At 29.6% G+C, this 14,437-nt stretch carries 11 protein-coding genes; all 11 read left to right on the forward strand.

Annotated features, from left to right (window positions below):
* Positions 1–68: 68 nt before the first annotated feature.
* The 11 genes from ade (at position 69) to ACYUDJ_RS04640 (ending at position 14,369) form a co-directional block, all read left to right on the forward strand.
* Positions 69–1,868, forward strand: a complete 1,800-nt coding sequence (gene ade / locus ACYUDJ_RS04590; RefSeq protein WP_043031174.1) for an adenine deaminase — start codon at positions 69–71, stop codon at positions 1,866–1,868.
* Between the two features lie 402 nt (positions 1,869–2,270).
* A complete protein-coding gene (locus ACYUDJ_RS04595; protein ID WP_043031036.1) occupies positions 2,271–2,945 on the forward strand; it encodes a response regulator transcription factor in 675 nt (224 codons plus the stop codon).
* Positions 2,942–4,330 (forward strand): sensor histidine kinase, encoded by a 1,389-nt coding sequence (locus tag ACYUDJ_RS04600; protein WP_162266803.1) that lies wholly within the window; start codon positions 2,942–2,944, stop codon positions 4,328–4,330. Before ACYUDJ_RS04595 ends, ACYUDJ_RS04600 begins: the two co-directional genes overlap by 4 nt.
* Positions 4,331–4,613: 283 nt before the next feature.
* Positions 4,614–5,582, forward strand: coding sequence for a glycosyltransferase family 2 protein (locus tag ACYUDJ_RS04605; RefSeq protein WP_460289528.1), 969 nt, complete (start codon positions 4,614–4,616; stop codon positions 5,580–5,582).
* Positions 5,566–5,985, forward strand: coding sequence for a GtrA family protein (locus ACYUDJ_RS04610; RefSeq protein ID WP_043031042.1), 420 nt, complete (start codon positions 5,566–5,568; stop codon positions 5,983–5,985). Before ACYUDJ_RS04605 ends, ACYUDJ_RS04610 begins: the two co-directional genes overlap by 17 nt.
* 118 nt (positions 5,986–6,103) lie before the next feature.
* Positions 6,104–8,419 (forward strand): ArnT family glycosyltransferase, encoded by a 2,316-nt coding sequence (locus ACYUDJ_RS04615; RefSeq protein WP_043031043.1) that lies wholly within the window; start codon positions 6,104–6,106, stop codon positions 8,417–8,419.
* Positions 8,420–8,774: 355 nt separating this feature from the next.
* On the forward strand, positions 8,775–9,812 hold the full coding sequence (locus tag ACYUDJ_RS04620; protein WP_043031044.1) for a helix-turn-helix domain-containing protein: 1,038 nt from the start codon (positions 8,775–8,777) through the stop codon (positions 9,810–9,812).
* Positions 9,813–10,076: 264 nt separating this feature from the next.
* On the forward strand, positions 10,077–11,114 hold the full coding sequence (locus ACYUDJ_RS04625) for an ABC transporter substrate-binding protein (RefSeq protein WP_043031046.1): 1,038 nt from the start codon (positions 10,077–10,079) through the stop codon (positions 11,112–11,114).
* A 2-nt stretch (positions 11,115–11,116) separates the two neighbouring features.
* Positions 11,117–12,235, forward strand: a complete 1,119-nt coding sequence (locus ACYUDJ_RS04630; protein ID WP_043031047.1) for a FecCD family ABC transporter permease — start codon at positions 11,117–11,119, stop codon at positions 12,233–12,235.
* 1 nt (position 12,236) lies between these two features.
* Positions 12,237–13,007, forward strand: a complete 771-nt coding sequence (locus tag ACYUDJ_RS04635; protein WP_460289529.1) for an ABC transporter ATP-binding protein — start codon at positions 12,237–12,239, stop codon at positions 13,005–13,007.
* A gap of 33 nt (positions 13,008–13,040) precedes the next feature.
* Positions 13,041–14,369 (forward strand): MATE family efflux transporter, encoded by a 1,329-nt coding sequence (locus tag ACYUDJ_RS04640; RefSeq protein WP_043031049.1) that lies wholly within the window; start codon positions 13,041–13,043, stop codon positions 14,367–14,369.
* Positions 14,370–14,437 lie beyond the last annotated feature (68 nt).

Consider the following 14,437-nt stretch of genomic DNA (forward strand, 5'->3'; position numbering starts at 1 on the left):
AAAAATATAATATAATGTATAAAAATATAAAAAGAGAAATCTATAAAAATATAAAAGGAGACGGGGATATGTTTAATAAATTTGATACAAAGCCTCTTTGGGAGGTAAGTAAAACTTTATCAAGTGTGGCACAGGGCTTTGAACCAGCGGATATGGTTATTATAAATTCAAAACTTATAAATGTTTGTACAAGAGAAGTTATTGAAAATACAGATGTAGCAATTAGCTGTGGGAGAATTGCGGTAGTAGGTGACGCAAAACATTGTATAGGGGAAAACACAGAGGTAATTGATGCAAAAGGACAGTATATTGCACCAGGCTTTTTAGATGGTCATATTCATGTTGAATCATCAATGCTAAGTGTAAGTGAATATGCTCGTTCAGTAGTTCCACATGGTACTGTTGGAATATATATGGATCCACATGAAATTTGTAATGTACTCGGATTAAATGGTGTACGTTATATGATTGAAGATGGCAAGGGTACTCCACTTAAAAATATGGTAACCACACCATCTTGTGTACCAGCAGTTCCAGGTTTTGAAGATACAGGAGCAGCTGTAGGACCAGAAGATGTTAGCGAAACAATGAAGTGGGATGAAATAGTTGGATTAGGAGAAATGATGAACTTCCCAGGTATACTTTATTCTACAGATCATGCTCATGGAGTAGTAGGAGAAACTTTAAAAGCTAGTAAAACAGTAACAGGACATTATTCTTTACCTGAAACAGGAAAAGGATTAAATGGATATATTGCATCAGGTGTGAGATGTTGTCATGAATCTACAAGAGCTGAAGATGCTCTTGCTAAAATGCGCCTTGGAATGTATGCGATGTTTAGAGAAGGCTCTGCATGGCATGACTTAAAGGAAGTAAGTAAAGCCATTACAGAAAATAAAGTAGATAGTAGATTTGCTGTTTTAATATCTGATGATACTCACCCACATACATTGCTTAAGGATGGACACTTAGATCATATTATAAAACGTGCTATAGAAGAAGGAATAGAACCATTAACTGCAATTCAAATGGTAACAATAAACTGTGCACAATGTTTCCAAATGGATCATGAATTAGGTTCTATAACTCCAGGAAAATGTGCAGATATTTTACTTATAGAAGATTTAAAAGATGTAAAAATAACAAAAGTTATTATAGATGGAAACTTAGTTGCAAAGGATGGAGTATTAACTACATCAATAGCTAAATATGATTATCCTGAAGATGCTATGCATTCAATGCATATTAAAGATAAAATAACACCAGCTTCCTTTAATATTATGGCTCCTAATAAAGAAAAAATAACTGCAAGGGTTATTGAAATTATACCTGAAAGGGTTGGTACATATGAGAGACATATTGAACTTAATGTTAAAGAGGATAAAGTTCAATGTGATCCAAGTAAAGATGTTTTAAAAGCAGTTGTATTTGAAAGACACCATGAAACAGGAACAGCAGGATATGGTTTTGTTAAAGGTTTTGGTATCAAAAGAGGAGCTATGGCTGCAACAGTTGCCCATGATGCTCACAACTTATTAGTTATAGGAACAAATGATGAGGATATGGCATTAGCTGCTAACACATTAATGGAATGTGGTGGAGGAATGGTAGCTGTACAAGATGGGAAAGTGTTAGGTCTAGTTCCATTACCAATAGCAGGACTAATGAGTAATAAGCCTTTAGAAGAAATGGCAGAAATGGTAGAAAAACTAGATAGTGCATGGAAAGAAATTGGATGTGATATAGTTTCACCATTTATGACAATGGCACTTATTCCACTTGCTTGTCTACCAGAATTAAGGTTAACTAATAGAGGGTTAGTTGATTGTAATAAGTTTGAATTTGTATCATTGTTTGTAGAAGAATAAATTGGAGAAACGTATTTAAAATTTATAATTATTTTTGATTATTAAGAGAGTTATCGCATAAATTGTAAAAATTTTAATGTGATGATTCTCTTTTTATACTTGGACTAATTTGAAATACTGAACAATGAAATTGTATCACATAATTTTCACATAATAATTACATAATCCTTTGATATTTTAAATTTAAAATTAGATTAGAGGAAAAGTGTTTTTAGGATTAAATTTTATGTTTAAAAACAAACTATCTAAGATTTAAATCATGGATATATTACCATAGAATATTGATATTGATTTTTAAAATATTAGTAATGTCATAGATGTAAAGTGAATGGTGAATGTAAAATTTAAAATAAGGTTTAATGGATAAACTAAGATACTGGATTATATTTTGAGGTGATAAAGATGGGAAGAAAAGTCTATCTTGTTGAAGATGAAAAAAGTTTGAATATATTATTAGAAAAGTATCTGCAACGTGAAGGGTACGAAGTAACTACTTTTTTTAATGGAAGTTCTGCAATAGAGAAAATAAAAGATGTTCCAGATCTTTGGATATTAGATATAATGTTACCTGATATAGATGGGTACCAAATAATCAAAGCTGTAAAAGAAAACAATAAAAATACTCCGGTTATTTTTATGTCTGCAAGGAATGAGGAACTGGATAGAGTGGTGGGATTAGAATTAGGAAGTGACGATTATTTATCAAAGCCATTTTTACCTAGAGAGCTTATAATAAGAACTAATAAACTTATGGAAAGAATTTATGGGAAAAGCAATAATTCTATGGATATAATTACCAATATTGGAGAGTACAAAATAAGTAAAAGACAAAGAGCTGTTTTTTTTGGAGAAAAAGAAATTCAACTAACAAACAAAGAGTTTGAACTATTAAATTTTTTTGTAGAGAATAGAAACAATGTTATATCTAGAGAACAAATTTTAATTAGTATTTGGGGAGAGGATTATTTCGGATCCGATAGAGTTATTGATGATACAATTAGGAGATTGCGCAAAAAGATAGATAAGTTAGATCTTGAAACTGTATATGGATATGGTTATAAATTGGTGGTTAAATGATGAAGAGATTAAGATTTAAATCATTAACAATGAGGATATGGACAACATTCACTGCTATAATTTTAATAATAATATGTAGTATTTCATTTTTATATTTAGTTGCATTTAAGAGAATTAGTGAAAATTCAAAGCTAGAGGATTTAAAAGTCACTCATGATGTTTTATTAAACAGCAATAATTTTAATGAACAAAATAGATTTGATGAATTAAGAAATCTTAAGGGAAGTGATCATTTTATTGTAAAAATAGATGAGAATGATAAATATAAAATTATAGATATAGGTAAAAGAAAAGAGGAACCACCACCAATAGAAAAGAAGAATCCACCCCCAAGACCTGCTAGTGATGAAATAAAAATGTGGATGGCCAGTTATATTATAGGTAATAATATTCAGCAAAAGCAATTTAAAGAATATCATAACAACATGAAATTTATCTTTATAATAAGTTCAATTAAAAATGAAGGAGGAGAAAAACTTTATTTAATATCGTATATACCTGAAATACAAGATAATGTATTGTTATATACAGTAATAATTATAGGTATTATATTTATTATTATAGGATTTTTTACTGCTAAATTAGTTGCAAATTATATTTCAAGGCCTTTAAGAGAGCTTGAGGATTATACTGTAAAAATAGCTCATAAGGATTGGAGGGATCCTATTAAAATTAAAAATGATGATGAGATTGGTAGATTAGTAAATTCAATGAATCGTATGCAAAAAGAATTAAAAAAGATTGATGAAGAAGAAAAAATGTTTCTACAAAGCATATCTCATGATCTAAAAACTCCAGTAATGGTAATTATGAGCCATGCTCAAGCTATTATTGATGGTATGTATATAGAATCAGTTGAAGAAACTGCTGAGATAATAAAAGATGAGGCAGCTATTCTTGAGAAAAAAATTAAACAATTATTGTATTTAAATACTCTTGCCTATACTTTAGAAAATAATAGTGAAAATATAGGATTTGAGTTACATAATTTATTGTTTAACATTATAAGTAGATTTGAGATAGTTAATAGTAAAATTCAATGGAATTTAGATATTGATAAGGTTATTATAAAGGGAAATGCTGAAAAAATACGAGTAGCTATTGAAAATATATTAGATAATGGACTTAGGTATGCAGAAAGAGAAATTGCTATAACTCTTAAAAAAGAAAATTCTGTTGCAATCTTAGAAATTTATAATGATGGACCTAATATTGATAAAAATAATATAGAGTATATTTTTGAAAATCTATATAAAGATAGGACTGGAAATTTTGGCTTAGGTTTAGCTATTTCTAAAAAAATTATAGATTTCTATAATGGAGAAATAAAGGCAGTAAATAGAGATAATGGCGTAAGTTTTATAATTAAATATCCTATAGATTAATAATTGTCCCCGGGAAAGTAAAAATAATTATTATTTGCATTTTCCAATAAATTTTAATAATTAAATTTAGCCCTTAGGTAAGTATAAATAAGATTTATTTATCTTGTCCTAAGGGTTAATTATATAAAATCACAAAAAATTCACATAGTTATTTGAAACTGATACAACAATTTATAGTTACAATTTTAAATAAGGAAAGTTTGAGAGTAGCTTAATTTTAATAAATGACTTAAAAAATCAGCTTAAAGACATAATCAAATAACAATTTTATGAGGTGATAAATGTGATTAATAAAATAGTTTATTCTATAGTAGTTCCTTTATATAATGAAGAGCTTGTTATTGATGAAAGTTATAGAAGATTAAAGGAAGTTATGGATTCCACAAAGGAAAATTATGAAATTATATTTATAAATGATGGAAGTAGGGATTTAACTAAAGAAAAAGCAGATAGCATATGTAAAAAGGATGAAAAAATAAAACTTGTAAATTTTTCTAGAAATTTTGGACATCAAGCTGCTATAACTGCAGGAATGGATGTAGCTACAGGTAAGGCTATTGTGGTAATTGATGCGGATCTTCAAGACCCACCAGAGGTTATTTTTGAGATGATTGAAAAATGGAAAAATGGGTACGAAGTAGTATATGGAAAAAGGGTTAAAAGAGAAGGTGAAGGATTTTTCAAAAAATTTACTGCTAGGATGTTTTATAGACTGTTAAAAAACATAACCAATATAGATATTCCAGTGGATACAGGAGATTTTAGGCTTATAGATAGAAAGGTATGTGATACTTTAATATCACTTCCAGAAAAAAATAGATACGTAAGAGGATTGGTAAGTTGGGTTGGATATAAGCAAACGGCTGTAGAATTCGCAAGACAAGAAAGATTTGCTGGAGAGACTAAATATCCATTAAGAAAGATGCTAAAATTAGCCTTTGATGGAATAACCTCTTTTTCATATAAACCACTTACAATTGCTAGTTATGCTGGGGGGATAATATTCTCTATAGGTACTGTTGTATTTATAACTGAAATCATAAAGGCAGTAATAAACTGTACAGATATATTAAGCTTAGGAATGATATTATTAATTAATTTAATTATGTTTGGATTGGTATTTTTTACTATTGGTATAATGGGTCAATATATTGGAAGAATTTTTGATGAAAGTAAAAATAGACCTATGTATATAATTGATAATACTATAAATTATGAGAAGGTTGATAAAAAATATGAAATTAATGACTAAAGTAAACCAATATATATTCCATGGCAAATTTAAACATATAAGTCGTTTTTCAATAGTAGGCGTTGTAAATACTACCATAGACTTTTTAATGTTTACAGTATTTAATGAGTTAGTTGGAGTAGGATATATAACTAGTCAAATTATAGGTTATAGTTTTGGCATAATTAATAGCTTTATATTTAATAAAAAATGGACTTTTAAGGAACATAAAGTTAGTAAGAAGATATTATATGAACTTATGCAGTTTATAATAATTAACTTGATTTCACTTATCATAACAGTTTTTGCTATGAATTTATTAGCGAAAAATCTTAATATAAATGTGTATTTAGCAAAAGTAATAGTTACAATCATAGCCCAAGCAACAAATTTTGTAGCATATAAATTTATTGTGTTTAAGTAAGTATACGAGAATAGATAAAAGATAACATGTAAATAAACATATAAAAAATAAGAAATACTTAATTTTAGAAATGGATAAAGTGAAAACTAACATATATTTTGAGTGGGGGATATAAATAATGAAAAAGATAAAGTTTACAAAAGAGAATATAGCGTTATCGTTAATTTTGATATTATCTTTAATATTAAATTTAGCGAATTTGAACATAGAAGGATACGCAAATCAATATTATGCTGCAGGTGTAAAGAGTATGACTTTAAGTTTAAAGAACTTTTTCTTTATATCCTTTGATCCAGCCAGTTTTGTAAGTATTGATAAGCCACCTTTGGGTTTTTGGATACAAGCTATATTTGCTAAAATATTTGGTTTTAGTGGATGGAGTATAATATTACCTCAGGCTATTGCAGGGGTAGTATCAGCAGGATTAATATATGTTATTGTTAAAAGAAGCTTTGGAACTGCTGCGGGTCTTATTTCTGCAATATGTCTTGCAGTTACGCCTGTTTTTGTAGCTGTAAGTAGAAATAACACTTGTGATAATTTACTTGTTTTAACATTACTATTAGCTTGCTTAGTTCTTTCTAAGGCAGCAGAAAAAGGGAAACTAAAATATCTTTTAATAGGTTTAGCAATTGTAGGGATCGGATTTAATATAAAAATGCTTCAAGCATATATGATAATACCAGCTATATATATAACTTATCTTCTTTCTAATACAGTATCCTTTAAAAAAAGAATAGTTCATCTTATGGCTGGTACAGTTATGTTACTTTTAGTTTCATTGTCCTGGGCTTTTATTGTAGACTTAATACCTGAGAAAAGTAGACCTTATGTAGGAAGTAGTACTAATAATTCGGTTATGGAGCTTATAATGGGACATAATGGACTTGAGAGACTTGGTATTGGTAGTAAGTCCACTCAGGGAGGTGGAGCCCCGGGAGGAATGGATGGAAAAAATCAACAAAAAACTGATGGGACCTCTAGTGCAACTAAAAATAAAAATTCGCAGCAAACATCAAAGGATAATGGCCAAACCGAAGGAGAGCCACCATCAATAGACAATGATCAAATGCAAGGAGAACCTCCATCAATGGATAATGGAGAAATGCAAGGACAACCTCCATCAATGAATAATGAACAGATGCAAAGTACACAGCCTAATACTCAACAAGAGGGAAAAGGGAATGGTAATCCTCCGAATGGTGATGGAAAAGGTCCCGGTGGAATGCCTCCAGGAGGTAATGGAATGCAGAAACCTAATGGAGGAGGAATGGGAGGAACCTTTGGGGGCCAAGAAGTTGCAAGTATTGCTAGATTATTCTCTAATAATAGCTTATCAGACCAAATTATTTGGTTATTTCCCCTTGCCATATTTGGATTTATAGCAGCGGCAATAAAAGAAAAGTTAAATAAGACTTTTGATAATAAAAGAAAATTGTCATTAGTACTATGGAATATGTGGTTATTACCTGAATTTGTATACTTCAGTTTTACAAAAGGGTTGTTTCATCCTTATTATTTAACTATGCTTGCTCCACCAATTGCGGCTTTGGCAGGAATTGGAATTGTGTCAATGTGGGAGTTATATAATGAGGAAGGATGGAAATCTTGGATTTTACCAGTAGCACTTATCGCAGATGGATTAACTCAGATATTAATATTATCTTATTATTATAATATATCGAATACGGCTAAAATTTTAACTACAATAGTAGCAGTTTTATGTATTGTATCTTCCATTATACTAGCTATTGTTAATTTAAGAAAAAATAAAAAAGATATATTAAAGTTTAAAAATATAAAATTTAAGAAATCACTGGTTACTATTGCTTTAATGGGCCTTTTAATAACTCCTTTAGTTTGTTCTGCTACTACAATTTTTTATCCAGTATCTGGTACCTTCCCATCTGCTGGATTATCATTAGTCACTAATAAGCAAAAGGATGGTTTTAATATGGATAATTCTAATAGTGGAAACACAAAGTTGATAGAATTTTTAAAAAGCCATAAAACAAATGAAAAATATCTTCTTGTTACTTCATCTACTAATGGTTATGCTTCAGATATAATTATCAATACTGGAGAATCAGTAATGGCACTTGGAGGTTTCTTTGGAACAGATAAAGTAATTACTTTAGATGAATTTAAAAAATTAGTTAGTAATGGAGAAGTTAGATATGTAATGGTAGGTGGTATGGGAGGAAACTCAAGCAGCGATATTATGAATTGGGTTAAAGAAAATGGTAAAGTTGTTTCAGAAAGTGAATGGAAAAATTCAAATGAGGTAAATAGTGAAAGAGTTAATAAGGACAACAATAATAAAGAAAACTCAAACTCAAATTCAAATACTAAACAATTCGACCCAGAAGGAAAAGGAAATTCTGAGCAGTTATATGATTTAAAAAATTATACTGATACCACAACAAAAAAATAGTTAATTATATATGGGAAAGCTTGGCATATAATGTTTCAACCCCACCACGGAAATGTGGTGGGGGTTATGTATTTAATACTCTATTTTTTAAGTATATAAATGGTAGGCGAATAGGGTATACATTTTGTTAATTATAATTGATAAAAATTTTAGTTTAGAATCAATTAGATTAATATATTAAGTAGATATATAGAAAATAAATTGATAAAATAAATAAAAAGAAATATAATATATGATAATGAATTACATTATCATATAGTGTGTTGTAATATATTATATGTGAATTATATAAACATTGAAATAAATCATAGTAAGCAGAAAAAGATTTATTGAGGACAAGAAAGGAGCGCATGGAATGAAAAATAAATTTCATATAAATACAAAACAAGGATGTTCATCAATGATTATGCAATATTCATCAATACGTACCCAATTCGCAACAATACGAGATTCTATGAATTTTAATGATGAAAAAGAAATTATATATGATATAAAACCCAAATATGGTAAAGGATGCATAAAATTTTATAAACTTATGGGAAATGTCATGCTTATAATTTATGATACAATATTTAATCATGATATGATAACAGAATTTGACCTATCGGAAGAGTATTTTGAAATAGAATATTGTGTTGATGGTTGCTTAAATATTCATGAAGATAAAGTAGGAAATATGTGTCTTTCTAAAAATGAACTTTCCATATCAATGTCCCGTGAAACTTGCGGAAAGGTGATTAATTGTGCAGGTCAGAAATATCAAGGGATTTCAATTACTACTGAAAAATCAGCTATAGCATCATATTTTGGTAGCTGTGGGATTGAGCTATGGGAGGACACAATAGAGGAATTAGAGAATGAACTTAGAAATCAGTATTATCAAGGAATAAATGTTTCTCCTGAAATTGCAAACATATTTTTGAAAATATTTAATTGTAGTTTACCAGAGAAATCGAAAATTTTATTTTTTGAAAGTAAGGTAATGGAAATATTATCAAAAATAGTATCCTATGAAATTCTAGGGACAAATAAAATAAGTCAATTGCAGTTGGATGAATTTGAAATTAATCAGATAAAAAAGATACCAGAGTTATTAATGAAAAATTTATACGAGCTTCCAACAGTAAATATTCTATCTAAGCAGCTAGCAATAAATAAGAATAAATTAGCAAAGGGATTTAAAGCAATATATGGTGATACTATATTTAGATACCATAGAAAAATATGTCTAGATCGTGCTGCTATATTATTATTAGATACTGATAAATCTATTAATGAAATTGCTCTTGATGTAGGATATTCAAATCCAAGTAACTTTTGTTATGCTTTTAAAAAGGAATTTGGAGTAACCCCTTTGCAATATAAAGATGACTCTTTAAAACTTGTAAATTAATTTTTTCGATAATTTTTATTTATTTAAATTGCCACAGGTATAGTACCTGTGGCTTATTTTATTGGAGAAATTTAGTTATCTACTCATATATTTTACAACATATTATCACATCTAAAGATAACAGATATTGTCCTTATTTTTAAAGTTTTTTTCTCAATATAAACAGTGACTACATCAATATAGATAATATGAATTTTTTTGTATTATAGTTCTTAAGAAGAAATAAAATTTTTGTAGGTACTAGAATACATAAGGAGGTAAAAAATGTTAAAAAAGTGTGTAACATTATTTATAGGAGTTATTTTTATCTTAGGGCTAGTAGGTTGCTCTCAATCTACAAAAGGACAGAATGGAAAAGTCAAAACTATAGGTATACAAGGACAAAAACAAAATAGATCTAAAAGTAAAAATAATTATCCTGTCAATATTAAAGTTTATACGGATGAAGGAAAAGAGATAGTACAAACCATAGAAAAAGAGCCTAAGAGAGTGGTGATAATGGGACAATCTATGGCCGAATTAATGATTAAATTTGGATTACAAGATAAAGTTGTTGGGGTAGGATATCTTGATAAATCTTTTTCAAAATATGATGATGAAATATCTAAAATGCCCATTATTGCAAAATCATGGCCTTCTAAAGAAGCAATAATTGCTTTGAAGCCTGATATTATTTATTCTATGTCTTCAGCCTTTAAAGAAGATAGAGTAGGTGACATTTCCTTTTGGAATGATAGAGGTATTCCAGTTCTTCCAGCGGTAAACTTTACAATAGGGCGAAGCATTGATGAATATTTTAAGGACATTAAGAATTTTGGATTAGCTTTTAACATTGAAAACGAGACAAATAAGTATTTAAAAGAACAAAAGGATAGAATGGATAAAGTTAAAGAAGTAGCTAAAAAAGCAAAAACTACCCCAAATGTATTACTTGTGACAAGTGCTGGACGTGAAAATTATGATTATTATCCGCCATCAGGGTGCATCATTGATGAAGTAATTGAAGGTGCAGGTGGAAAATATATAGAATTATCAAAGGATTCATATATGGAAATGTCAATTGAGTCAATTATTGCTGCAAATCCAGAAAAAATAATTATAACTGAGTTCCAAGGTTCTGATAGGGAAAAGATAAAAAATAAAATACTTTCTAATAAAAGACTGCAAAATGTTACTGCAATAAAGACAGGCAATGTGATGGTTGTAGATTACACCAATGCAATACGTGGAAGCCTTGAACTTTCAGATTTGTATGAAGATGTTGCAAAATTCATTCATCCTGAACTATTTGGAGGGAATTAGTTATGTTACAAACAGGAAAAGTAGGAGTAGTAGAATACAATACAGGGAATTATGGATGTACTTCTAAAAAACGTTCTCTGTTTACTGCAATAATTATTGGGTTAGTTACTATCCTTATATTATCTATCATAATTTCAGTATCAATAGGACAAGTATCTATTCCATTCAGCCAATCTTATAGAATATTAATCTATAAATTAACTGGATTACAAACTGGTAATTTAGATCAATTTATGAATGGAATGTTTGAGGAGATTATTTGGCAAATTCGTTTTCCTAGAGTGTTATTGGCTATGATTGCAGGAATTGGGCTTACATTATGTGGTGTAGTTATGCAGGCTTCTGTACAAAATCCTTTAGCTGATCCTTATATATTAGGAATTTCTTCTGGTGCTTCATTAGGAGCAACATTTTCAATTATGATCGGATTTGGTGTTGCAGGTACTTTAAGTGAACTTGGAGTTGCTTTTTGGGCATTTATTGGCGCATTTGGTGCTGGTGCTTTAGTTATGGGGCTTGCCAGTATTGGTGGAAAAATGTCCTCTGTAAAATTAGTACTCGCTGGAACTGTTATTAATGCTTTATGCAATGCAATTTCAAGTTTTATTGTTTATTTTGCTAAGGATGCAGAAGGAATACGTTCTGTAACATTTTGGACTATGGGAAGTCTAACCTCTGCACAGTGGGGAAAGCTTCCTATTATTACTACCATTGTAATGTTAGCTGTGGTGTTATTTTTATCTCAGGCAAGAGTAATGAATACTATGATGATGGGAGAAGAGACGGCAGTTACTTTGGGAATAAATCTTAATTTTTATAGAAAGCTTTATATGGTGATTTCAGTTGCAGTAACAGGTGTTATAGTAGCAACTTGTGGGATTATAGGATTTGTTGGCTTAATTGTTCCTCATATTGTTAGAAGTATTGTTGGCTCGGATAATAAAAAACTTTTACCAACAAGTATTTTATTTAGCGCGATATTTTTAATTTGGGCAGATATTTTTGCTAGGACAATTATTCCAAATGGAGAACTGCCAATCGGTATTATTACATCTCTTCTTGGAGCACCTGTGTTTATGTACATGCTAGTAAAGAGAAGTTATGGATTTGGAGGTAAATAAATTGAATTTAAAAGTAGACAATATATTTGTTACTTTATCGGGCAGAAAAATTGTAAAGGATATTTCCCTACAGGTTGATAATGGAAAATTTGTTGGAATTATTGTACCAAATGGATGTGGAAAATCAACCTTGTTAAAAAGCATATACAAGGTAATCAAACCTGAAAAAGGATCTGTTTTTTTAGGAGAGAAGGATGTTTTAAAATCAAAGGCTAAGTCAGTTTCAAAACAGATGGGGGTTGTTGGACAGTTTAATGATTTGAGTTTTGATTTTTCTGTTTACGATATGGTTATGATGGGGCGAACACCTCATAAGAATTTAATGGAGCCTGATAATAAAGAGGATTATGAAATTGTGCATAATGCTTTGAAAAAGGTGGATTTAACTACATATTCTGATAGAAGCTACTTAACTCTTTCAGGTGGAGAAAAACAAAGGGTCATATTAGCTAGAGCTATAGCACAGGAGCCAAAGTTTTTAATTCTAGACGAACCAACAAATCACTTAGACATTAAATATCAACTCCAAATTTTTTCTATTGTAAAGTCATTAAAAATAGGAGTATTGGCAGCATTACATGACTTATCAATGGCAGCTACATACTGTGATATTTTGTATGTAGTAAAGAATGGAGAAATAGTAACCTATGGAAAGCCAAATGAGATTTTGACTAAAGAGCTTATAAAATCAGTATATGAAATTGACTGTGAGATATATACCAATCCTATAACGGGAGAAATGGCTATTGCATATAAAATGCCTAAATATTAAAGAGTACATATTTCAAAAAAAGGAGGTTTTATCATGGAAACCGATATGACAAAAGGAAAACCAATGGGAATCATTGTAAGGTTCTTTATTCCTATGTTTATTGGAAATTTATTTCAACAAATATACAATGTAGTAGATTCCATTGTTGTAGGGCGATTTGTAGGAAATGAAGCCTTTGCAGCTGTAGGTTCCTGTTTTCTCATTATGAGTTTTATGACATCTATTTTAATTGGACTAGCTATGGGAGCATCTGCATTTTTTTCACAACTTTATGGTGCAAAACAATATGATGAAATGAAAAAAGCTATATCTACTTCATTTTTTTTCATAATATCTATAAGCATTCTGTTAAGTCTTATAACGAATGTATTTCTCTATGAAATAATAGAATTATTTCAGATGCCCAAAGATACTGTAACATATTCTGCTGAATATTTAAGGTATATCTTAACAGGGCTTATATTCACAGGACTTTATAATATATGTGCTTATTTGCTACGTTCCGTTGGAGATTCAAAATCTCCACTATATTTTTTGATTGTTTCTTGTATTTTAAATACTATTTTAGATTTAATTTTTGTCTTAGTGTTTAACATGGGAGTTTCAGGTGTAGGATTAGCTACATTTATAGCACAAGGAGTATCCGCATTATGGTGTGCATTCTATACTGTAAAACATATGAAATTCCTTGATTTTAAAAGAAAAGATATTGTATTTAGTAGAAAACTTTTTAAAACGATTTTAAGCTACTCTGTTTTGACAGCAGTGCAGCAATCTCTATCAAGCTTTGGAATGTTAATGATTCAAGGATTAATTAATACATTTGGAACTACCGTGATGGCTGCCTTTGCGGCTTGTTCAAAGATTGATGAGTTTGCTAATCGTCCTTTACAGGATTTAAGTAATGCATTTTCCACTTATGTGGCACAAAATAAGGGAGCAGGAAATATAGAAAGGATTCGCCAAGGGTTTTATGCCATTTTAAAAGTTATTGCCTTAATTTCTTTTATAATATCAATAGTTGTCTTTATTTTCGCACCTAATTTAATATCAATTTTTGTTAAAAAAGAATCCATAGATATTATTCAGGTTGGGGTAGGTTATCTTCGGATTGTATGTATTTTTTACATATTACTTGGTTGTATCGTTATGTTTTATGGATTTTTCCGTGGTATGGGAGAAGTTAATATATCAATTATTTTAACTGTTGTATCTCAAGGAATAAGAGTAGCCTTGGCATACGGATTAGCAAGAACATCAATGGGATTTACAGGAATATGCTGGTCCATTGTAATCGGATGGTTCTTATCCAATGCTTTAGGTGGATTTATGTATAAAAAAGTAATGGCAAATTCAATATAATTATATAGATAGGAGTGTTATGTGAGCACTCCTACTTTTAGTGAACTTAGTATTGGCAATAACTTAGC

Source organism: Clostridium sp. CTA-6 (assembly GCF_054768115.1).